Genomic DNA, 23,025 nt, shown 5'->3' on the forward strand with positions numbered 1-23,025 from the left:
CCCTGTCACTGAGCAAGCGTCGGTGACTCGACTTGCCAAGCAAAGGTTCTTATTTTTGGTACGTTTATAAGAATACAGCTTTTCAGGACAAAAATCAAGTTAAACCTTCATTATTTTCAAAGTAGCCGACAGCTGCGTCTTTATCCCTCGAAATTTGGGCAACCAGTTCATCTACCCCTGAGAACTTCCTCTCTGAACGCAAATAGCGGTGCCATTCTATCTCTACTTCAGAGCCGTAAATTTCCCTGCTGAAATCGAAGAGGTGGACCTCTATTGAGGGCCGGTCGGCAGCCGGCTTATTGAATGTCGGTTTATAGCCGACATTGCAGACGCCTTCTACCCAGCTCCCATCAACGCGCATCCTGGCGGCATACACCCCTGTCGGCGGATAGATATAGCTGGTTCCGATGTCGATGTTTGCGGTTGGAAAGCCGATCGTCCTGCCCCGCTTATCTCCATGGATGACCGTGCCGCGCGTGGTATAATATCTGCCCAGCAGTCCCGGAAGTTCTTCTGTATGCCCCTCTCTGATTTTCTGGCGGATGAGGGTGGAACTGATTTTTTCCGTGCCGTCTGTGAGCTTGTCGACCACGGTGTATGTAAATTCTTCCCTTGAATGAAACGGAAGGGTCTCCATTGTGCCTTTGCCCATCCTGCCATAGCTGTAGTCGAAACCAGCCACTATATGCCTGGCATTGAGGCCGATCAGGTATTGGTCAGCAAACTCCTGGGGAAGCAGGCTGGCAAAGCTGCTGCTGAATTCGACGACAAATAAATAATCGGCGCCAAGCTTCGATATCTCTTTGATTTTATCTTCAAGAGGCGTTATATACTCTATATGCTGTACGCTTTTCCCCAGTACGACAGAAGGGTGGGGATCAAAGGTCATGACTGCGCTTTTCAGCCCTTTTTGCTCTGCCGCTTTTTTCGCTTCAAGAATGACTTTCTGATGTCCGAGATGAACCCCGTCAAAATAACCCAGGGCCATGGACAGCCCGGGAAAATCCGTTCTGGCAAATTGATGGGGATGTTTAATAGCAATGACTTCCATTGATGATACTCACCTTTTTCTATTGCTGGATACTATGCTTCGTTTCTAAGCACTTTTGACGGCTTCATAAGTCCGGGCTTTGCCGGATGGTGAAGATAGATGGCCAGGGCAGTCCCTGCCTCTGTCTGGACGACAATCGGGCCTGTTTCTTTCTCCAGGAAATCCGGTATATTCAGAAGTGCTCCATTTTTTACTTTCTCTGCAACTGTATCACTAATCGTGTATTTCGGCAAATGAGAAATCCCCTCTTCGAGCGGCCTGATTTTTGCTGCAAGCTCACCGCTTTCCTGAAGAGCTTCAATGTCTTCGAATGTCAGGCACTCTTCTTTCGCAAAAGAGGCTGAGCGGATTCTTTCAAGGCCCGACATATGGGCAGGATAACCCAGCGCTTCACCGATCATTACAGCAAGCGTACGGATGTAAGTCCCTTTGCTGCATTCGACCCGGAAGCGGAAAGAAGGATTGGGCCCTTCAAATTCCTGCTCCTCGCTCAGCAGCTCGATTGAGTAGATGCTGACCTTTCGTGTCGGCCTCTCTACCTCGATTCCTTTTCTGGCATATTCATAAAGCCTTTTGCCATTCACCTTTACAGCAGAGTACATAGGCGGCGTCTGTGTGATCTCACCCTTTAGATTCTCAAGGACATCGATGACTTGTGCTCTTGTAACTCTACCGGCAACAGGTTTTTCTTCGATTTTTTCACCAGATGCGTCTTCTGTTGAAGTGGAAAAGCCTAGTGTGACTTCGCCCTCATAAGCCTTTCCGGCATCGGTGATATATTCCGCGACTTTTGTGGCCCTGCCAATGCAGATGGGAAGGACTCCCGTCACATCCGGATCAAGTGTGCCGGTGTGGCCGATCCTTTTCATCCTCAGGATTTTGCGCAGCTTGAATACACAATCATGGGATGTCATCCCTTTAGGTTTAAATAACGGTATGATTCCTTCCATTTCCATACCCCTCCAATACTATATGTACGCTGGCTTCCCGGCCTGGACAGCCAAAAAAAGGATAGACCAGAGTCTATCCTTTTCCGGAAGCTTATTCTTTATCCTGTTCTTCTTTAGATTGGCCTTCTTCCTGGATTTTATGAAGAAGTGTATCAATGCGATTTCCATAATCGATTGATTCATCAAACTCAAAGATGATTTCAGGTGTTTTGCGAAGCCGGATGCGCTGTCCAATTTCTGAACGGATGAACCCTTTTGCTTTGGCAAGTCCTTTGAGCGTGTTTTCCCTTTTCTCTTCATCGCCGAGAACCGAGATATACACGGTTGCCTGCTGCAGGTCTCCGGTAACAGCAACATCAGTTACAGTCACAAAGCCAATGCGGGGATCCTTGATCTTTCGGCCAATGATCTCGCCAAGCTCTTTCTTCATTTGTTCTCCAACTCTGTTTGCTCTATGGCTCATATGATCACCTCTTGTTAAAGCCACTCTATATCTGTGATTGTCCGTTCTATTTCCGGAAACGAATCGATTAGCTTGAGAGCGTTCTGCAGCTCCGCTTCAGCGGAGACACGGGCAGAAGCAACTGCCGCAACGGCAATTTTGGTCCTCTGCCACGTATCCTGGAAATCAACTTCAGCAACAGACAGATTATGCCTCTGCCTGAGCCGCATGATGATCCTCTGCAGAACAGCCCTTTTTTCTTTTAAGGAATGTGCATCATAAATCATGCATTCGCAGGCTGCAAGGCCAACTACCATTAACGTTCCACTTCTTCCATGATATATGCTTCGACAACGTCGCCTTCTTTTACATCATTGAAGTTTTTGATGGTAATTCCGCACTCGTAACCCTGGCTGACTTCTTTCGCGTCATCCTTGAAGCGTTTGAGGGCATCGATTTCGCCTTCAAAAATGACCACTCCGTCTCGGATGAGGCGAATGCCGCTGTCACGTGTGATTTTTCCATCTGTAACATAGGAGCCGGCAATCGTTCCAACCTTTGATACCTTGAAGGTTTGGCGGATCTCAGCCTGGCCGATGACTTTCTCTTCGAATTCCGGATCAAGCATGCCTTTCATGGCTGATTCGATCTCGTCGATCACTTTGTAGATGATTCTGTGGAGGCGAACATCCACTTCCTCAGTATCTGCTGCACGCTTCGCATTATTATCAGGCCTTACGTTAAAGCCGATGACAATGGCATTTGAAGCAGCGGCAAGGGTGATGTCTGATTCATTGATCGCACCGACTGCTGTATGAATGATCCTTACATTGACACCTTCAACATCTATCTTATTCAAGGCAGCTGCAAGCGCCTCGGCGGACCCTTGAACATCCGCTTTGATAATGATGTTTAGATCTTTCATTTCCCCTTGTTTCATATGTTCAAACAAGTTATCAAGGCTGACGCGCGTCTTTTCGCTTCTCTGGGCCTGGATCGCCTGCTGTGAACGCACTTCGCCGACCTGGCGGGCTGTTTTTTCATCCTTGAATACGACAAAGCGGTCGCCTGCAAGCGGCACATCATTCAGTCCAGTGATTTCAACCGGTGTGGATGGACCTGCTTCTTTGACGCGGCGGCCAAGATCATTGACCATTGCACGCACACGTCCAAACGTCGTGCCGACTACGATTGGATCGCCGACCTTAAGTGTTCCATTCTGGACAAGAAGGGTAGCAACTGAACCCCTGCCTTTGTCAAGCTGTGCTTCAATGACCGTTCCGACTGCATTGCGGTCAGGGTTGGCTTTGTATTCTTCAACCTCGCTGACAAGAAGGATCATCTCAAGCAGGGAGTCGATTCCATCTCCAGTCAGGGCTGAAAGCGGAACAAAGATCGTTTCTCCGCCCCACGCTTCAGGCACAAGTCCGTGCTCTGTCAGTTCCTGCATCACGCGGTCAGGATTGGCAGCAGGCTTATCCATTTTGTTGACGGCAACGATGATCGGCACCTCGGCTGCCTTTGCATGGTTGATTGCTTCTACAGTCTGAGGCATAACTCCGTCGTCAGCTGCAACAACCAGGATTGTAATATCCGTGATCTTTGCTCCACGGGCACGCATAGTCGTAAACGCGGCGTGTCCCGGTGTATCAAGGAAAGTGATCTTCTTGCCGTTTTCTTCTACCTGATAAGCACCGATATGCTGGGTGATTCCGCCAGCCTCGCCTGCAGTCACCTTTGTGTTCCTGATGCTGTCAAGAAGAGTCGTTTTACCATGGTCAACGTGGCCCATGATCGTTACGACAGACGGCCTTTCAGACAGTTCAGCACTTTCATCTTCTGTGAAGTAAACCTCAAGGTCCGTTGTATCGATGAGGATTTCTTCCTCTACTTCCACGCCGTATTCACCGGCAATCAGCTCGATGGCATCTTTGTCAAGATCCTGGTTGATCGTAGCCATTACGCCAAGCATAAAGAGCTTTTTGATGATTTCTGAAGGTTCACGGTGAAGCTTCTTAGCGAGCTCCGCCACAGTCAATGAATCACTGAAGGTGATTTTAGCCGGAAGTTCTTTTTCTTTGCGGGGCTGAGGAGCATGGTTAGTATGCTGCTTCCCTTTATTCTGGTTATTGCGGTTGTTGCGGTTTTTATTATTGTTATTGTTGTTGTTCTTATTGCGGTTATTGTTGTTATTGCCGCGGCTGCTGTTATTGTTGTTATTGTTTCCAAATGACTTGGGTTGATTGCCGCCGCCTGAACGGTTTGCCGGTGCAGATGGCCTTGCTTTGTCGCGGCTGCCGCTATTGCTGTTCTGCTCGCCTGAAGCTTTTGGCCTTGGCTGGCTGTTCTGCTGCGGCTTTTGATTTCCTGCTGACTGATTAGGCCTGGCTGGTTTAGTGTCGGCCTTTTTGCCGAAAATTTCATCCAGCTTTTTAACAGCATCGTTTTCAATCGTTGTCATATGGTTTGAAACTTCCACGTTCATGTCTTTCAATTTTGTAATAACGTCTTTGCTTGAAATATTGAATTTCTTTGCATATTCATAGACGCGCATTTTACTCATATTTTCACCCCCGGTAGAATTAATCGAGCAGCGTCAACAGTTTTTTTGCAAACCCGCTGTCAAGGACAGCCACAACTACACGTGCTTCTTTTCCGATCGCTTGACCAAGAAGGTGACGATTTTCCACTATTTTATATGGAACGTTATAGGATTTACATTTGTCTGTCACTTTTTTTGCTGTATTCGCAGACGCATCTGCTGACAGCAGCACGAGCTTCGCCTTGCCGCCCCTTATTTCTTTGACGGAGAGCTCTTCACCCGATATGATCTTGCGTGCTCGATTGGCCAAGCCAAGCAATGACATCCATTGATTTGAGTTCATCAGGATAGTCGTTTCTCCTTCTCTATGAGCTCTAAAAGCTCTTCATATATAGAATCATCCACTGCTGCATCCAGATGATTTGAGAGTATGTTTTTCTTTTGTGCTGATAAGACTGCTTCTTTATCTCTGGAAAGATAAGCTCCCCGGCCTGACTTTTTCCCGGTCAGATCCAAAGAGACCTCGCCTTCCTTAGAGCGAACGATGCGAACCAGTTCTTTTTTCGGCTTCATTTCACCGGTAGCGACACATTTACGCATGGGAACCTTTTTATTCTTGTTCACGATCATTCACCCTTTCTTACTCCCTGTCTTCATCTGCGTCATAATCAGATTCAAAATCTGCCTCTTCTTCCGCAGTGAAGTCTGTATCAGTATCATAATCCGCATCATCAGCGTAATCTTCTTCATCAAAAGTAAGAAGTGACTCTTCACGAGGGAAAATGCCTGATTCACGGGCTTCAGTCTCAGATTTAATGTCGATTTTCCAGCCGGTCAGCTTGGCAGCAAGGCGCGCATTCTGCCCGCGCTTCCCGATTGCAAGCGAAAGCTGGTAATCCGGCACGATTACGGTTGTTGCCTTATCTTCTTCATTCACAATAACATCCAGCACCTTGGAAGGGCTCAATGCATTGGCTACAAAGACAACCGGATCCGGCGACCATTTAACAATATCGATCTTCTCGCCTTTCAGCTCATTGACGACTGCCTGTACACGAGTCCCTTTTGGACCTACGCAGGATCCAACCGGATCGACTTCGCTGTTGTCAGCATGAACTGAGATCTTGGAACGGTCTCCCGCTTCCCTTGAAACCGATTTAATTTCAACGGTGCCGTCATAAATTTCAGGCACTTCAATTTCAAACAGGCGCTTCAATAAGCCAGGATGCGTCCGGGAAACAAAAATCTGCGGCCCTTTAGTCGTTTTCTCAACTTTCGTGATAAAAACCTTGATCCTGTCATGAGGCTTATATTGTTCATTCGGCATCTGCTCATTGGCCGGAAGGATGGCTTCGATCTTGCCGAGGCTGACGTAAATGAATTTAGGGTCCTGCCTCTGTACGATCCCGGTCATGATGTCTTCTTCGCGGTCGATGAATTCTGAATAGATGATCCCGCGCTCTGCCTCACGGACACGCTGTGTTACAACCTGCTTGGCAGTCTGTGCAGCGATTCGGCCGAAGTCCTTCGGAGTGACCTCTAATTCAACCACATCTTCAACCTGATAATTCGGGTTGATGCCCTTGGCTTCATCAAGGCTGATTTCAAGACGCGGGTCAAAGACCTGCTCTACTACTTCCTTGCGGGCAAAAACCCTCATCGTTCCGCTTCCAAGGTTCAAATCGATGCGGACATTTTGCGCCTGGTTGAAGTTTCGGCGGTAAGCTGAAATCAAGGCTGCTTCAATGGCCTCAATAATGATATCCCGAGAAATTCCTTTTTCTTTTTCCAGCAACGTCAGAGCATCCAGCAATTCACTGCTCATGAGATTGTATCCCCCTTTAATCTCCTAAATCTCGTTTCTTCCTTATGAGAAAGTAACTGCCAAACGGGCATTGGCCACTTTTTCATAAGGAATGGAAATTGTTTTTATTCTTGTTTTGACCCTGACTTCCACAGTCACTGTCTCACCATCAAATTGAGTGAGCTTACCTTCAAACGTTTTTTCGCCATCTATTGGTTCATACGTTTTAATGAGGACATTTTTTCCGATTGCACTTTTATAGTCCTTCTCTTTTTTCAGAGGGCGTTCAGCACCCGGCGATGAGACTTCCAGGAAATAGTTATAAGGAATAGGATCGAGTTCGTCGAGCTTTTCGCTGAGCCTTTCGCTGACAAGGCCGCATTCTTCAATGTCGACACCCTGCTCCTTATCAATAAATACGCGAAGGAACCACTCTTTTCCTTCTTTCACATATTCAATATCAACCAGCTCCAGATTGAGTTCATCCACAATAGGGGTGACCAGCTCTTCGACGGTTTCAGTCACTTTGCTCATAATTTCCCTCCTTTGGTGTTAAGGCATCCTTAAACCCGTATGTAATATCCCGGGATGCTCAGGCCCATGCCTGTAAAAAGCCCGGCCCCGGCATTTAAAGAGACCCCCCTCTAAGGGGGGGGGGCTTTCAGCCGGAACATGCTTCTTTCACAGAGCAGATGCCTGGAGAAGCGTTCAGAAATTAGCGTACACAACACGAAAGAGTGGGTTGCCCCACTCTTTTTCGAGAGTTATCCTTAGTATTTCCAATAAAACTATACCATAACCAAATTTTTTATGCAAATGGAATAGCCGTGCTGGCAAGGGTTTGCCATGCCAGCAGAGTCAGCAGCCAAACGTCTGGTTTAGAATAATGACAGCTGGTTTTGATCAGGGAGCGACTCCAGGCAGCCGTGATTATCCAGGTACTCAAGGATTGTTTTGGAAATCCTTCCTCTTTGCTGGAGATCTTCTTTAGAAAGAAACTCCCCTTCTCCCCTTGCCTTTACAATGTTAAGGGCTGCATTTGTGCCGAGCCCCGGTATTGCATTGAATGGCGGGATGAGAGAATCGCCGTCGATGATGAAATCAGTTGCATCCGAACGGTATAAGTCCACTTTCGAGAATTTATAGCCGCGTTCGTTCATTTCCAGAGCAAGCTCCATAACGGTAAGAAGGTTCTTTTCCTTTGGAGATGCGTCAAGTCCTTTTGCGTTGATTTCCTCGATCTTCGCCCTGATTGCCTGTGATCCGCGGACCATTGCTTCCACATCAAAGTCTTCAGCCCTGACCGTAAAGTAGGCCGCATAGTAAAGGAGGGCATGGTGGACTTTGAAATAAGCGATCCGGACAGCCATCAGCACATAGGCGGCAGCATGTGCTTTCGGGAACATATATTTTATCTTTTTGCAGGAATCAATATACCATTCCGGCACTTCATTTTTTCGCATTTCTTCTTCCATATCATCAGAGAGTCCCTTTCCTTTACGGACAGACTCCATGATCTTAAAGGCGAAGGCAGGCTCCAGCCCCTGATAGATCAGATAGACCATAATGTCATCACGGCAGCCTATTACTTCACTCAGAGTACAGATGCTGTTATGGATAAGCTCCTGTGCATTGCCGAGCCATACATCCGTCCCGTGCGACAGGCCTGATATCTGGACAAGCTCAGAGAAAGTGGTCGGCTTTGTATCCTCAAGCATCTGGCGGACAAAGCGCGTCCCGAATTCCGGTATGCCAAGCGTCCCTGTTTTACACATGATCTGATCTTGAGTAACGCCCAATGATTCAGTCCCGGAGAAAATCTTCATGACCTCGGGATCATCAGTCGGTATTGTCTTAGGGTCGATCCCGCTCAGATCCTGGAGCATCCTGATGACAGTCGGGTCATCATGGCCGAGTATATCGAGCTTCAGGAGATTATCATGAATTGAATGGAAGTCAAAATGGGTCGTCTTCCATTCAGATGTTCTGTCATCGGCCGGAAACTGGATCGGCGAGAAATCGAAGATATCCATATAGTCAGGGACAACGATGATACCCCCAGGATGCTGGCCGGTCGTTCTTTTTACGCCTGTGCATCCTGATGCAAGGCGGTCAATCTCTGCACCGCGGATCTGCAGGTTGTTGTCCTGCTGATATGCCTTAACATATCCGTAAGCCGTTTTATCTGCTACAGTGCCGATCGTTCCCGCACGGTAAACATTGTCTTCACCGAACAATACCTTTGTGTAATTATGTGCCCTCGGCTGATATTCGCCTGAGAAGTTCAAGTCAATATCAGGGACTTTGTCCCCTTTGAATCCAAGGAACGTTTCAAACGGGATGTCATGGCCGTCTTTGCGGTAGGGAATATCGCAGGTCGGGCAGTTTTTGTCAGGAAGATCAAAGCCCGATCCGACAGAGCCGTCGTTAAAGAACTCGGAATGCTTGCAGGCCGGGCAGACATAATGCGGCGGCAGCGGGTTTACTTCCGTAATCTCGGTCATGGTTGCGACAAAAGAAGAACCGACCGATCCCCGCGAACCAACGAGATACCCATCATTCAGCGATTTTTTTACTAGCTTATGAGAGATGAGATAAATAACGGCAAATCCATGGCCAATGATGCTCTTAAGCTCTTTTTCAAGCCTGGCCTCGACGATTTCCGGCAGTTCATCCCCGTAAATCCGCCTTGCCATGTCATAGCTCATATTGCGCATTTCTTCATCCGCACCATCGATTTTCGGAGTGTACAAGTCGTCCTTGATCGGTTTAATGGAATCTATCATGTCGGCAACTTTATTCGTGTTTTCGACCACAATTTCCTTTGCCTTTTCCTTGCCGAGGAAAGAGAAGGCGTCGAGCATTTCATTGGTTGTCCGGAAATGTACATCCGGGAGCTGGTGGCGGTTCAGCGGATTGGCGCCGCCCTGTGAATTGATCAGGATCTTCCTGTATATTTTATCAACAGGATTCAAGTAATGGACATTCCCGGTAGCTGCGACAGGGATGTCCAGCTTTTCACCAAGCTTCACGATATTCGAAATGATTTCTTCCAGTGCTTTTTCATCCCTGACCAGCTCCAATTCAATCAGGTGTGCATAGACAGCTTTTGGATGGACTTCAAGATAGTCGTAAAAGGAAGCCAGATCTTCAGCTTCTTCCGGCCCCTTCTGCATCATCGCTTCAAAAACCTCGCCGCGGTCGCATCCAGAGCCGACAAGGATACCTTCCCTGTACTTTTCAAGCAATGAACGGGGAACCCTCGGAACCCGGTAAAAATAGTTCATATGTGAAATGGATACAAGTTTAAATAAATTCTTAAGGCCCGCCTCTGTTTGGGCCAGCAGTGTGCAATGGTACGGACGCGCCCTTTGGTAGGCATTGCCCTTGCCCATATTGTCATTAAGCTGATTATGATATTCAATGCCTTTTTGCATAACCTCTTTGAGCATCTTGATCAATAGATAACCTGTAGCTTCAGCATCATAAATGGCTCTGTGATGCTGTGTGAGCTCAACATCGAATTTCTTTGCCAATGTGTTCAGGCGGTGGTTCTTCATCTCAGGAAGCAGGAATCTTGCTAGTTCCAGAGTGTCGATGACAGGGTTGGCGGCTTTGCCGAGACCATATCTTTTATACCCTGTATTCAAAAAGCCCATATCAAATGAAGCGTTATGGGCAACCAGGATATCATTCTGGGACCACTCTTTAAACCTGCGGAGCACCTCTTCTACCTCTGGGGCATTCCTGACATCGTCATCCGTGATGCCTGTTAAATCTATCGTTGTCGCTGACAGAGGATGATGCGGGTTCGCAAATGATTCGAATCTGTCTATGATTTCGCCGTCATGTATTTTGACAGCCGCAAGCTCGATGATCGTGTCATAAACAGCGGAAAGCCCTGTTGTTTCGACGTCAAAGACGATATACGTACCTTCTGCCAGAGGGATCGGGGCAGAATTATAGGCAATCGGAACGCCGTCATCAATCAGATTGATTTCGACTCCGTAAAGGATTTTAATATCATTTTTCTTTCCTGCACCAAATGCCTCAGGGAATGACTGCGCCACGGCATGGTCTGTAATGGCAATCGCCTTATGGCCCCATTTTTTCGCCTGTGATACCAGCGCACTTACCGATGAAACTGCGTCCATCTGGCTCATAGGCGTATGAAGGTGAAGCTCGACCCGTTTCTCGTCTTCAGGTGCCGTGTCTTTTCTCAGGACCGGCTTAATCTCATTAATGTCGTTTCCGATCATGACCAGGTCACGAACAAAAGTATCGTTCTGAATGCTTCCGCGCACCTTCACCCACATGCCTTTTTGGACATGCTGGAACAGGGCTGCATCTTCTTTATCGCGCGAGAACATTTTGACCATGATGGAGCTTGTATAGTCTGTGACCTTAAAGGTCAGCAAGGTCCTGCCGCTTCTGAGCTCCTTCGTTTCAGCTGCAAAAATAAAGCCTTCAACCGCAACCCTGCGCTCTTCATCGACAATTTCCTCAAGACGCCTGAAGTCGGCATCGTCCTTGATGGTAAGGCCGATAGAAAGCGGTCCCTGCAGTTCGCCGGAGCCTGAGTCTCCCTCGGCTTCTTTTTTCTGCATATCGATCATTGCCTGGCGGCCCCGTTCCTGATCTTCCTGCTGCTTTGCCTTCAGGAATTGCTCATATTCGGCGTTTGATGAGGAATCGGCATTTATTTCTGTATCGATTGTCAGCATGGGAAAGCCAAACGTCTGGAAGACATTCGCTATCATGCCGGCATACTTCCGCTTGATCGCCAGCCCTTCCATTTCATTGCGGACATTCAATATGACTTTCGTTCCCTGAACCTTCGGCGTCTGTTCATTCAGAAGCTTGATCAGCGGAGGTGATATCCCCTCGATTTCCTGGATGCAGCTTTTCCAGTAATCCAGGAGAAGCTCTTGTGTGAAGTTCTGGTCTGCCACTTCTATCGTAAAAGATGTGTTTGCTATATGTGAAAATGTTTTTTCAAGCTGGACAGAAAACCGGCTGAAGACACTGCATGGCAGGATGCTGTCAAACATGAAGTAAAAATGCCATTTCTTCGCTTGCTTTTCTATTACTACTTTGTCTATTTGTGCATTTTCGAAATGCTTTACAAAGGCATCTTCTGTGAGTTGAAGCTGCTGGAGCAAGAGGTGGAATCGCTCTTTTTTGCCTGTGGCATCGCTCATCGTTCTCTCTCCTATCCTTAAAATCTATTTTCTATTTGTGATTGTTTTTTTGGTTAGAAACATTAGTCATTATACCATAAAGAGTGGGTGTGTTTTGAAAAAGAAATAGTGTGAAAATGAAGTTGGTTTTAATTTGGCATGTCTACTTTTTTAAAGTCTTTTACATTATCAATTAGAACAATGATATCTAACCCCTGGAGTAATTTGGTTGAGATTTGCAGAAAAATGTCTGATGTATATGAGTCTGTTGATTTGCGTTGCAGGCACTTCGCTTTCCGTGGGGCGACGCTGAGCCTCCTCAGAGCAGGCTCTTGCGGGGTCTCAGCCTTGCCGCTATCTCCCACAGGAGTCTTCGTGCCTTCCACTCCAATCAACAGGGGCTTTGAATTTTTTTGCGTATTGAATTTCTAAAAACCAAATTCCTATGCTCTATTCCTGGAAATTGTTTCTGCTTTTATATGGGGTGTTGATTTCCGTTGCAGGCACTTCGCTTTCCGTGGGGCGACGCTGAGCCTCCTCACGTTTGCGCGCTGCGGGGTCTCAGCCTTGCCGCTATTTCCCACAGGAGTCTTCGTGCCTTCCACTCCAATCAACACGCTTTTATAATTTTTTTTCAGTTCTAATAACTTTTTAAATATCCTACATAGAAATGAATCTTTCACTAACTATTTTCCCCAAATGAAAACGGACCCCGCAGCGGGATCCGTCTATAGTCTTAAATTACTTTTGTGAAGTAAGGATGGACGCAATATGCTCCAATAGCTGGTCTTTGTGGATTTCTTCCATTTCGCCTGTGCTTCTTACTTTTACTTCGACGATGCCTTCGGAGGCTTTTTTGCCGGCTGTTATTCTGACTGGAAGTCCGATGAGGTCGGCGTCGGCAAATTTTACGCCGGCTCTTTCGGGCCTGTCGTCAAAGAGTACTTCGTAGCCATTTCCACGGAGTTCTTTGTAAAGCTCTTCTCCGAGGCCTGCCTGTGCTTCGTCCTTCATGTTTACGGCAATGACGTGAACCTTGAATGGCGCGAGATCTGCCGGCCATATGAAGCCTTTGTCATCGTTGTACTGTTCGGCGATTGCTGCAAGGATACGGGATACCCCGATGCCATAGCAGCCCATGATCATCGGCTGGGTACGGCCGTTCTCGTCAAGGTAAACGGCATTCATTGCTTCACTGTAGCGGGTGCCAAGTTTGAAGACATGGCCGACTTCAATGCCCTTTGCAAAAAGGATTTTGCCGTTTCCATCCGGCGAGAGGTCGCCTTCCTGGATAAAGCGGAGATCGGCAAATTGAGAGACTTCAAAATCGCGTCCGGCATTGACATTGATATAGTGGAATCCTTCTTCATTCGCACCGCATACGCCGTTCACTGCTGCTTTCACAGCATGGTCTGCAACAATTTCAACATCTTTAGCGCCGATTGGGCCCAGTGATCCTACAGAACAGCCAAGGATGCTGCGTGTTTCTTCCGGAGAAGCCAATTCAGCCGAAGCAGCTGAGAAGAGGTTCTTCAGTTTAATATCGTTTACCTCGTGGTCACCGCGGACAAGAACCAGCACATATTTGTCATCAACCTTGAAAAGAAGGGATTTAATGCATTCCTCGCTTGACACATTCAGGAATGAAGACACTTCTTCAATCGACCTTTGATTTTCCGTCTGGACCTTTTCCAATTCCTTTGGAGCGGCATCACTTTTCGCATATGCGTTGATGACTGGTGCCATTTCAACATTGGCAGCATAATCCGAAGCATCGGAATAAGCAATCGTATCTTCCCCGATATCGGAAAGCACCATGAATTCATGTGTATCTTTTCCGCCCATAGCGCCAGAATCAGCAATAACTGCCCTGAAGTTCAGTCCGCAGCGTGTAAAGATATTAGAGTAGGCTGTAAAGAGCCTGCTGTAAACTTCATCAAGGCTTTCCTGTGAAGAATGGAAAGAGTACGCATCTTTCATGATGAATTCGCGCCCGCGCAGAATTCCGAAACGCGGCCTCTGTTCATCCCTGAATTTTGTCTGGATCTGATAAAGCGTCAATGGCAGTCTTTTATATGATTTTACTTCGTCACGTACCAGGCTGGTGATTACTTCTTCATGGGTTGCACCCAAAGCAAACTCCCGGTCATTACGATCCTTTAATCTCATAAGCTCTGGCCCGTATGTATACCATCTTCCTGATTCCTGCCACAGCTCAGCCTGCTGGAGCGCCGGCATCAACAGTTCGCTCGCCCCTGCGTCATCCATTTCTTCCCGGACGATGGCCTCGATTTTCTGCAGCACTTTTCGTGCCATTGGCAGATAGCTGTATACACCCGCTGCGTTCTGGCGGATGAATCCTGCCCTGAGGAGAAGCTGGTGGCTTCTGACCTCGGCATCTGCCGGTACTTCTCTTAAAGTTGGGATAAGTGTCATGCTTTGCTTCATAATCAGCACCTCTTCGTTTCATATATTAATTCTTAATCAGTGTAAGGGCTCGTCCTGTTTCCCGGGTATCCGGAGAAAAAACTGGGCTATCGCCGGTTCTGGAGATAGCCGCAGATGTTTATTTTATTCTATTGCAGGAAGAAACGCTGGATATCATTCCATGTGACAACAAGCATCAGCAGCATAAGGAGGGCGAATCCGATAAAATGGACCATCCCTTCCTTGTTGCGGTCGATCGGCTTGCCCCGCAATGCTTCCACTGCAAAAAACATAAGCCTCCCGCCATCAAGTGCCGGAATTGGGAGCAGATTCATGATTCCAAGGTTGATGCTCAGTATTCCTGCCCATTTCATCAGATAATAGATGCCTGATTTAGCCACTGTATCTGTTGATACATAAATGCCGACAGGGCCTGATAAAGCATCAATGGAGAACTGGCCTGTGACAAGCTTACCAAGCATGACGAAAATTTCTTTCGTCCATGTGTATGTTTCTTCTGCACCATAAGCGATGGCTTTCAGCGGAGATTTCTCCATCGGGCTGTACACGCCGATTATGCCAATGGTTTCTTTGCCTTTTTCCCCTTCAACTTCCCTTGCCTCAGGAGTTACAGGGATTTCAAGCTCTTCTCCGTCGCGGCTGAGGATGAAATCCAGCTCTTTACCTGGACTCTTCTGGATGATTTCCACCACATCGTTCCAGCTAGAGATTTCAGCGCCATTGATGCTCTGGACCTGATCTCCTTCAAGGAGGCCAGATTCCTTCGCAGCTCCATCAGGAGTCAGCCGGCCAAGCTCAGGTTCGTTTGTCGGCATCCCCTGAAGAAGACCGATCAGTACAAATACGACAAATGCAAGGATGAAGTTCATCATCGGTCCGGCAAATATGGCCATGGTCCTCTGTCCGAGCGTCTTGGAAGCAAACTGCCTGTCATACGGGGCGATGAGCGTTTCCACACCATCCTCGACAAGGAGAGCATCCTTGTTGATCGGATATGAAACAAGCCTTTCTTCCTCTTCACCCTCGGCATAGCCGCGGATGACAAGATCATGCTCGATGTCGGCATATTCCACTTCAATCGGCCTTGCATCCGGATATTTATCTTTATTATTAAGGATGATTTTGCTGACCCGTTCGTCATTATCCAAAATCAAACCAACACGATAGCCCGGTTTGATTTCCACCATTTCAGGATCTTCCCCTGCCATCCTGACAAATCCCCCAATCGGAAGCAGACGGATGGTGTAGACAGTTTCTCCTTTTTTATGGGAGAACACCTTGGGGCCGAAACCTATGGCAAATTCACGGCAAAGAATGCCGGCCCTTTTGGCGAATACAAAGTGCCCCAACTCATGGAAAAAAACAAGGGCTCCGAAAATGATAATAAAGGCTATCACAGTATCCAAAAATATAACCACCTTTTTTTAGAGGTTGTTCAGTAAGAAAAGCGAAAGCTGCCCGCGCCGTGCGGCAAAGTCTGCCTGGCCCTCATCCTGCAGGCTTCAAGGGTAACAGGCTGATAGGTTTTTATTTGACTTTTCGCCAGCCGGCTTTCCCGCAAGCGGATGGCGCATGGAGCCGGAAAGGCGGCAATCTTCAAGCGCCAAAACCCTCTTTGGATCTCCTCTTTCCTGTACTGAACACCAGCTTATAGAAGCGAGTTTACCAGCTGCCTTGTCTGACGATCAACTTCCTGGATTTCCTCGAGGCCCGGGTTATCTGAAACAGCATGCTTTTCCATAGCCTTTTCGACTAAATCCTCTATCTGGAGGAAAGTGATTTTACCTTCCAGGAAAGCTGCAACCGCCGCTTCGTTAGCTGCGTTCAGGACAGCAGGAAGTGTGCCTCCCCGCCTGCCGGCATTAAATGCGAATTGCAGGCAGCGGAATCGGCTGTAATCCATCTCCTGGAAATGAAGCTGTCCGATTTCTGCCAGATTAAGCTTCTTGCCGGTCCGGTGGGGAAGGCGGTCCGGATATGTCAGGGCGTACTGTATCGGCACCCTCATATCAGGAGTCCCCAGCTGGGCGATGACAGAGCTGTCATGGAATTCCACCATAGAATGGATGATGCTTTCCTTATGAAGAAGGACCTCAATTTTTTCATATGCTATAGAAAACAGCCAATGGGCCTCTATCACTTCAAGACCTTTATTCATCATTGTTGCAGAATCAATGGTTATTTTAGCTCCCATAGACCAGTTAGGATGGTTTAAAGCCTGTTCGACAGTCACATCTTTGAGTTCTTCTCTTGTTTTATCGCGGAAGCTTCCCCCGGACGCTGTAAGGATGAGTTTATCGATATTCTTCTCGTTTTCCCCCTGAAGCGCCTGGAAGATAGCGGAGTGCTCACTGTCGACAGGAAGAAGCTCCACACCGTTTCTCCTGGCTGCATCCATGACGATATGGCCTGCAGTGACAAGTGTTTCCTTGTTGGCAATCGCAATTGTTTTCTTTGCTTCAATGGCCTGAAGTGTCGGCTGAAGGCCGACGCTGCCAAGGACAGCGTTAACGAGGACATCTGCTTTTGGATGTACGGCTGTTTCTATAAGCCCTTCCTGGCCATAAGCAAACTTAATTCCCGGGAACTCGCCTGCGAGTGTGTCTGCATCATTCTTCTCTGCAGCCGCTACCAGCTCAGGTTTGAATTCCGACATAATTTTCCTGCCAAGTTCAAGGTTTCTGCCGATGCTCATGCTGGCCAGCCTGAATTGCTCTGGATGCTCCCTTATAACATCAAGGGTCTGGGTGCCGATAGAACCGGTTGCCCCCATTAAACTAATATATTTCACTATTGTTCAACTCCTATTGTTTCAACAAGCTAGACTCTCCCGGCTAGTTAAGCAGCTGGAAGAAATGCAGAAGCGGCCATACGAATAAAAGGCTGTCAAACCTGTCCAGGATGCCGCCGTGCCCGGGAAGGATTGTCCCGGAATCTTTCACTACATAATGCCTTTTAAGCGCCGATTCTGCCAGATCTCCTATTTGGCCGAAGATAGACAGAACAATCGTGATGAAAGTAAGCTGCATCAGTGTCGCGTCTATATCAGTCAGCAGGACGAACAGAACTGCAACGGCGACCGCACATACGACCCCGCCTATAAAGCCTTCCACCGTTTTATTCGGACTGATTTCAGGCCACAGCTTGTTTTTCCCCATGGCTTTCCCGATAAAATAGGCACCGGAATCTGTTGCCCATACAATGAATAAAGAGAAAAAGATAAATAAAATGCCTGCTTCACGTGTTTCAATAAAAAAGTAAAAGCCAATCCCCACATATATCGATGCAAGAATTGAAAAGGCTGCATCATCAAAAGTAAATCTGTTCTTTGATGCCACGGTATAGGTCAGCAAAAGCAGGACAGCAAGCATCCCGATTTCTGTCTTTGATCCGGCAGCAAACTGCAATGCCGGCCATTCCTGTGCACCATCAGGAAGCATCAGCCCCCATAATAGAGCAAGTGTAATAATGCCGGGCACTGATAACATCTTAAGCCTGCGCATTTTCAATACTTCAAATAAAGCCGCTGCGGCAAGCACATAGGCAAGCAGCACAACCGGTGTCCCTCCGTATATGACAACAGGGATTAGTATAGCTCCAAATATGATCGCTGTTATGATTCTTTGCTTCATCTAGTTTTCAACACCTTTATTATACTCCTCCGAACCGCCTCTGACGGTTTTGGAACACCTCAATGGCCTCGAGCAATTCTCCCTCAGTGAAGTCCGGCCATAATACATCTGTGAACCAGAACTCCGTATAAGCCAGCTGCCACAGCATGAAATTGCTCAGGCGGATTTCTCCGCTTGTCCGGATCAGAAGATCGGGATCTTCCAGCCCTTCAGTCATTAAGTAGGCTGAAAAAACTTCTTCATTCAGTTCACTTTCTTCCATTATGCCACTTTGGCAATCATTTAAGACCCGTTTGACGGCTTCGAGTATTTCTGCCCGGCTGCCGTAATTGAGAGCAAAGTTCAGAATGAGGCCATCATTGTCCTTTGTTTCTTCCATTGCCTTTTCAATCGCTCTGAGTGTATGGCCCGGAAGCTTATCTTTATAGCCTATCATCTGGACACGGACATTTTCCTCAACCAGCTCTGGAAGGAAAGTTCCCAGGAATTCTTCCGGAAGCTTCATGAGATAATCGACTTCAAGCTTCGGCCGTTTCCAGTTCTCAGTCGAAAAAGCGTAAAGGGTCAGAGTCTTGATTCCGAGCTCGTTGGCAAGCTTAGTCGTCCTCCTGACCACCTTCATCCCTTCATGGTGCCCTGCTATTCTCGGCAGGGCCCGCTTTTTGGCCCAGCGGCCATTCCCATCCATTATTATCGCTACATGAGAAGGTACTTTTTGTTCCCTTATTTTTATTATGCGCTCTCGGAGATCGGAAGAAGGTGCTTGGTTCTTCCATTTTTTAATTTTATTTAACATAAGACGGCTCCTTCAAAATGCGTTTCTCTTATCCTCCGAAAAAAGATCTTTCCCCAAAATGTACGATTTGCCTGTTCCCAAAATCCGCACGTTCTTATCATACCAAAAATAATTGAAGATATCTCTATAAAAAAGAATATGTAAACATAATAAAAATAAGAATACAAGAAGCAGCACATTATGGCAGGATGCCATAATTATGCTCCATATCGCCATATGAGCAAAAAAACCCCCTATATACATAGAGGGTTCTTGTATATTTAGCTGATATAACACCGGAAAAAGAATTAAACCTCAAGAATTTCTTTTTCTTTGTCTTTTGTGATGCTGTCGACCTTTGTGATATGCTCATCTGTCATCTTCTGGATGTCATCTGAGTAGCCGCGAAGGTCATCTTCAGTAATCTCGCCGTTTTTCTCCAGCTTCTTCAGATCATCGTTGGCATCGCGGCGGATGTTGCGGATCGCGACCTTTGCATCTTCTGATTCTTTTTTGACTACCTTCACAAGCTCTTTCCTGCGTTCCTCAGTCAGGGCAGGGATGGCAAGGCGAAGCAGATTCCCGTCATTCGTAGGATTCAGGCCAAGGTCAGATTTAATGATCGCCTTTTCGATTTCTCCAAGAATGCTCTTATCATAAGGCTGGATGACGAGAAGGCGGGCCTCAGGCACGGAAATTCCAGCAAGCTGGTTGACCGGTGTAGGCGCCCCATAATAATCCACAGTGATCCTGTCAAGCAGCGAAGCGCTTGCCCGGCCTGCGCGGATGCTTGCAAGCTCCCGTGAATACGCCTGGATTGCTTTTGTCATACGTTCCTTCGAGTTTGAAATAACTTGTTTTGGCATTATTTATTCCCCCTGACGATCGTTCCGATTTTTTCACCGCATACGGCACGCTTAATATTGCCGTTATCCATAATTGAGAATACAATAAGCGGAATATTATTGTCCATGCATAAGGAGGAAGCTGTTGAATCCATTACGGCAAGCCCCTCTTTCAGGACATCCAGATAAGACAATTCTTCATATTTAACCGCATTTACATCTAGCCGAGGATCTGCGGAGTATACCCCATCTACATTATTTTTCGCCATTAAGATAACTTCTGCTTCGATTTCAGCAGCACGCAATGCTGCTGTAGTATCTGTTGAAAAATACGGGTTGCCAGTACCAGCTGCGAAGATTACGACACGCTTTTTTTCCAGATGGCGGATTGCACGCCTGCGGATATAAGGCTCTGCAACCTGGCGCATTTCGATGGATGTCTGAACGCGTGATTCAACATCCAGCATTTCAAGGCTGTCCTGAAGGGCAAGGGAATTCATGACAGTTGCAAGCATGCCCATATAGTCTGCATTCGCCCTGTCCATCCCCATCTCTTCCCCGATCTTCCCGCGCCAGATGTTGCCGCCGCCTACGACGACCGCCACTTCGACCCCAAGATCGGAAACTTCCTTCACCTGCTGTGCAACCGACTTGATGACAGAAGGATTAATGCCGAAGCCCTGCTCTCCTGCTAAAGCTTCACCGCTTAATTTTAAGACAACTCGTTTGTATTTAGGGCTGCTCATAAGAACCTCCATATGTATTGGAATTACATGATTTCTTGAAAAAGAGGGAACACAATGTGTTCCCCGATTACCTTCATAAAAGCAGATTCAACGGCTTTTATCTATTATTTTTTCACCTGGTTCATAACTTCTTCCGCAAAGTTGTCTTCGCGCTTTTCAATGCCTTCTCCTACTTCGTAGCGAACGAATTCGCTAAGAGTTCCGCCAGTTGATTTTACGAAGTCGCGAACCTTTTGGTCAGGATTCTTAACGAATGCCTGGTCAAGGACACAAACGTCTTCAAAATATTTGCTCAAACGGCCTTCTACCATTTTTGCAACAATGTTTTCAGGCTTGCCTTCGTTTAAAGCCTGCTGAGTCAGAACCTGGCGCTCGCGCTCTACTTCTTCAGCAGAAACTTCATCGCGTGACACATATTTAGGGTTCAATGCAGCAATGTGCATAGCTACGTCTTTAGCAGCCTGCTCATCAGTTGAACCTTCAAGAACAGTCAGAACGCCAATGCGTCCGCCCATGTGCAGGTAAGCACCGAATGCGTCGCTGTCAGTCTTGCTTTTCACTTCAAAACGGCGAAGGGAAAGCTTTTCTCCGATCTTAGCGATTGCAGCATTGATGTGCGCTTCTACAGTCGCACCGTTTTCCATTGTTTGTGAAGCAGCTTCTTCAGCAGAAGCAGGCTTGTTTTTAAGCAGGTGCTCTGCCAATTCTTTTACAAGAACCTGGAAGCCTTCGTTTTTTGCAACGAAATCTGTTTCAGAGTTCACTTCAAGGATGACAGCTTCATTGCCTTGTGCAAGGATGTAAGTTGTCCCTTCTGCCGCGATGCGGTCAGATTTTTTAGCAGCTTTAGCGATACCTTTTTCGCGAAGGAAATCGATTGCTTTTTCCATATCACCATCTGTTTCCTGAAGCGCCTTTTTGCAGTCCATCATTCCAGCGCCAGTCTTTTCACGCAATTCTTTAACGAGTTGAGCAGTAATTGCCATAGTGAAATCCTCCTTAAATATATGTAATTTTCATATTTTCTTTAAAAAAAGGTGATAAAGGGTGCTCCCTATTATCACCTTTACAGACATTAAGCAGTTGTTACTTCTTCCCCTTGCTTAGCTTCAAGGATAGCATCAGCCATTTTACCTGTCAGAAGCTTAACAGCGCGGATAGCATCATCGTTTGCAGGGATAACAACATCGATTTCGTCCGGATCGCAGTTTGTATCAACGATGCCGACGATAGGGATGTTCAGCTTGTGAGCTTCTGCAACTGCAATGCGCTCTTTGCGCGGGTCAATGATGAATAGAGCGTCTGGAAGAGTCTTCATATCTTTAATTCCGCCAAGGAATTTTTCAAGACGTTCTTGTTCTTTTCTTAACTGTACAACTTCTTTCTTAGGAAGCACTTCGAAAGTTCCGTCTTCAGACATTCTTTCGATGTCCTTCAAGCGAGTGATACGCTTCTGGATTGTTTCAAAGTTAGTTAAAGTTCCGCCTAACCAGCGCTGGTTTACAAAGTACATACCAGAACGGAGAGCTTCTTCCTTAACAGAATCCTGAGCTTGCTTCTTTGTACCAACGAAAAGGATTGTTCCGCCGTTACCAGCAAGTTCTTTCACGTAGTTATAAGCTTCTTCTACTTTCTTGACCGTCTTCTGAAGGTCGATGATGTAGATGCCGTTACGCTCAGTGAAGATATATTTCTTCATCTTAGGGTTCCAGCGGCGAGTCTGGTGACCGAAGTGTACACCAGCTTCAAGCAGCTGTTTCATTGAAATTACTGACATGTTAGTTCCTCCTAATGGTTTGTTTGCCTCCGCCCATATCATCTTCAGTCAAAAACTGTACAAAACAGCACCAATTGCCTGAATCCATAGGCGTGTGTATTAACACCATGAGTAAATATAGCACAAGTGACTTTTACAATCAAGTTATTCCTGCCGATTTTGACGAAATTTCAATAATAATGATATTTCAGTTTTCCCCCTGCCAAGTTTCCTGGCTATCTCCTCTTCGGCAAACCCCTGATCCTGAAGGGTTTGGGCCTGTTCCAGGATAGTTTCTGCCGCTTGTTCGGAATGGCCGCCTGCTTCGGGAGCTGCAGGCGGTTCTTCATTACCGGAATTGGGATTCCCGCTAAACTCGACAATATCTTCAGGGAACTGGATGTCCTGTAGGTTATTGGTTATAACCGGTGCCTCTTTTACAGCCGGCAAATCTTCTTCAATAAAACTGCCGTTTAGAGATAATCCAGCTTTTTCTTCCTCGTAAGACTTGCCGGCACTTTTATATGCTTTTACAGCACTCAGCAGGCCGGTTTTACCTTTATAGCCGTTTGATTCATCTAGGCCTGACATAGCATGACCCTCTTGGTTCCCCCCAGGTTTTTCTGATTGTTTAGAGAGCGTATCTCTCAATTTTTCGATCAATTTCTCGTTGTCTTCCTTCAGTTCCAGGATAAACATTGAGATGGTTTCTTCTAATTCCTTTATCGTCTCTTTTTGATTCTTTTCCATTTCAATCAGTCTGTTTTGGCGCTGATATAAAACAATAACAGCAAGCAGTGCAAGGACATTTAATATAATGCTTATACCAACAATTAAACTCACCATCAAAACAC

Annotated in this window: 20 protein-coding genes; all 20 read right to left on the reverse strand. The window is 46.8% G+C overall.

The window, feature by feature from the left end:
• Positions 1 to 94: 94 nt before the first annotated feature.
• Entirely contained in the window at positions 95 to 1,051 is a 957-nt protein-coding gene (ribF, locus tag ABU165_RS08630) for a bifunctional riboflavin kinase/FAD synthetase (protein ID WP_009795997.1), read from the reverse strand.
• 32 nt (positions 1,052 to 1,083) lie between these two features.
• Positions 1,084 to 2,001: a tRNA pseudouridine(55) synthase TruB gene (gene truB, locus ABU165_RS08635; RefSeq protein WP_094767426.1), complete on the reverse strand. Its 918-nt coding sequence runs from the start codon at positions 1,999 to 2,001 to the stop codon at positions 1,084 to 1,086.
• A 91-nt stretch (positions 2,002 to 2,092) separates the two neighbouring features.
• Positions 2,093 to 2,464, reverse strand: a complete 372-nt coding sequence (gene rbfA, locus ABU165_RS08640) for a 30S ribosome-binding factor RbfA (protein ID WP_022543722.1) — start codon at positions 2,462 to 2,464, stop codon at positions 2,093 to 2,095.
• Positions 2,465 to 2,478: 14 nt separating this feature from the next.
• A complete protein-coding gene (locus tag ABU165_RS08645; protein ID WP_009796000.1) occupies positions 2,479 to 2,760 on the reverse strand; it encodes a DUF503 domain-containing protein in 282 nt (93 codons plus the stop codon).
• Entirely contained in the window at positions 2,760 to 5,006 is a 2,247-nt protein-coding gene (gene infB, locus ABU165_RS08650) for a translation initiation factor IF-2 (RefSeq protein WP_318060087.1), read from the reverse strand. The genes ABU165_RS08645 and infB overlap by 1 nt, the downstream gene beginning before the upstream one ends.
• 19 nt (positions 5,007 to 5,025) lie before the next feature.
• Entirely contained in the window at positions 5,026 to 5,328 is a 303-nt protein-coding gene (locus tag ABU165_RS08655; protein WP_009795854.1) for a YlxQ family RNA-binding protein, read from the reverse strand.
• A complete protein-coding gene (gene rnpM / locus ABU165_RS08660; protein ID WP_035403514.1) occupies positions 5,328 to 5,609 on the reverse strand; it encodes an RNase P modulator RnpM in 282 nt (93 codons plus the stop codon). Before rnpM ends, ABU165_RS08655 begins: the two co-directional genes overlap by 1 nt.
• Before the next feature lie 16 nt (positions 5,610 to 5,625).
• A complete protein-coding gene (gene nusA / locus ABU165_RS08665; protein WP_094767427.1) occupies positions 5,626 to 6,810 on the reverse strand; it encodes a transcription termination factor NusA in 1,185 nt (394 codons plus the stop codon).
• 42 nt (positions 6,811 to 6,852) lie between these two features.
• Complete coding sequence (rimP, locus tag ABU165_RS08670; RefSeq protein ID WP_170939423.1) at positions 6,853 to 7,326, reverse strand: ribosome maturation factor RimP; 474 nt, start codon at positions 7,324 to 7,326, stop codon at positions 6,853 to 6,855.
• 341 nt (positions 7,327 to 7,667) lie between these two features.
• Positions 7,668 to 11,990 (reverse strand): PolC-type DNA polymerase III, encoded by a 4,323-nt coding sequence (locus ABU165_RS08675; RefSeq protein ID WP_101547505.1) that lies wholly within the window; start codon positions 11,988 to 11,990, stop codon positions 7,668 to 7,670.
• A 720-nt stretch (positions 11,991 to 12,710) separates the two neighbouring features.
• Positions 12,711 to 14,417 carry a proline--tRNA ligase gene (locus ABU165_RS08680; protein WP_318060088.1) on the reverse strand — a complete coding sequence of 569 codons (1,707 nt, stop codon included), beginning with the start codon at positions 14,415 to 14,417 and terminating at the stop codon, positions 12,711 to 12,713.
• A 128-nt stretch (positions 14,418 to 14,545) separates the two neighbouring features.
• Positions 14,546 to 15,823, reverse strand: a complete 1,278-nt coding sequence (gene rseP / locus ABU165_RS08685) for an RIP metalloprotease RseP (RefSeq protein ID WP_094767430.1) — start codon at positions 15,821 to 15,823, stop codon at positions 14,546 to 14,548.
• Between the two features lie 242 nt (positions 15,824 to 16,065).
• A complete protein-coding gene (locus tag ABU165_RS08690) occupies positions 16,066 to 17,208 on the reverse strand; it encodes a 1-deoxy-D-xylulose-5-phosphate reductoisomerase (protein WP_318060089.1) in 1,143 nt (380 codons plus the stop codon).
• Between the two features lie 43 nt (positions 17,209 to 17,251).
• Complete coding sequence (locus tag ABU165_RS08695) at positions 17,252 to 18,049, reverse strand: phosphatidate cytidylyltransferase (protein ID WP_318060090.1); 798 nt, start codon at positions 18,047 to 18,049, stop codon at positions 17,252 to 17,254.
• A gap of 19 nt (positions 18,050 to 18,068) precedes the next feature.
• The gene (locus ABU165_RS08700) at positions 18,069 to 18,845 is read right to left on the reverse strand and encodes an undecaprenyl pyrophosphate synthase (RefSeq protein ID WP_009795867.1); all 777 of its coding nucleotides are present in this window, start codon (positions 18,843 to 18,845) and stop codon (positions 18,069 to 18,071) included.
• A 287-nt stretch (positions 18,846 to 19,132) separates the two neighbouring features.
• A complete protein-coding gene (frr, locus tag ABU165_RS08705) occupies positions 19,133 to 19,690 on the reverse strand; it encodes a ribosome recycling factor (protein ID WP_009795869.1) in 558 nt (185 codons plus the stop codon).
• Positions 19,690 to 20,415, reverse strand: a complete 726-nt coding sequence (pyrH, locus tag ABU165_RS08710) for a UMP kinase (RefSeq protein WP_009795870.1) — start codon at positions 20,413 to 20,415, stop codon at positions 19,690 to 19,692. The genes frr and pyrH overlap by 1 nt, the downstream gene beginning before the upstream one ends.
• A gap of 104 nt (positions 20,416 to 20,519) precedes the next feature.
• Positions 20,520 to 21,401: a translation elongation factor Ts gene (gene tsf / locus ABU165_RS08715; protein WP_009795871.1), complete on the reverse strand. Its 882-nt coding sequence runs from the start codon at positions 21,399 to 21,401 to the stop codon at positions 20,520 to 20,522.
• 89 nt (positions 21,402 to 21,490) lie between these two features.
• Positions 21,491 to 22,192 carry a 30S ribosomal protein S2 gene (gene rpsB, locus ABU165_RS08720; RefSeq protein ID WP_009795872.1) on the reverse strand — a complete coding sequence of 234 codons (702 nt, stop codon included), beginning with the start codon at positions 22,190 to 22,192 and terminating at the stop codon, positions 21,491 to 21,493.
• Positions 22,193 to 22,336: 144 nt separating this feature from the next.
• The gene (locus tag ABU165_RS08725) at positions 22,337 to 23,014 is read right to left on the reverse strand and encodes a hypothetical protein (protein WP_353762659.1); all 678 of its coding nucleotides are present in this window, start codon (positions 23,012 to 23,014) and stop codon (positions 22,337 to 22,339) included.
• Positions 23,015 to 23,025 lie beyond the last annotated feature (11 nt).

Origin of the sequence: Cytobacillus sp. T106 (genome assembly GCF_040492155.1) — a bacterium.
In the GTDB taxonomy this organism is placed as follows: Bacteria; Bacillota; Bacilli; order Bacillales; family Cytobacillaceae; genus Bacillus_AB; species Bacillus_AB infantis.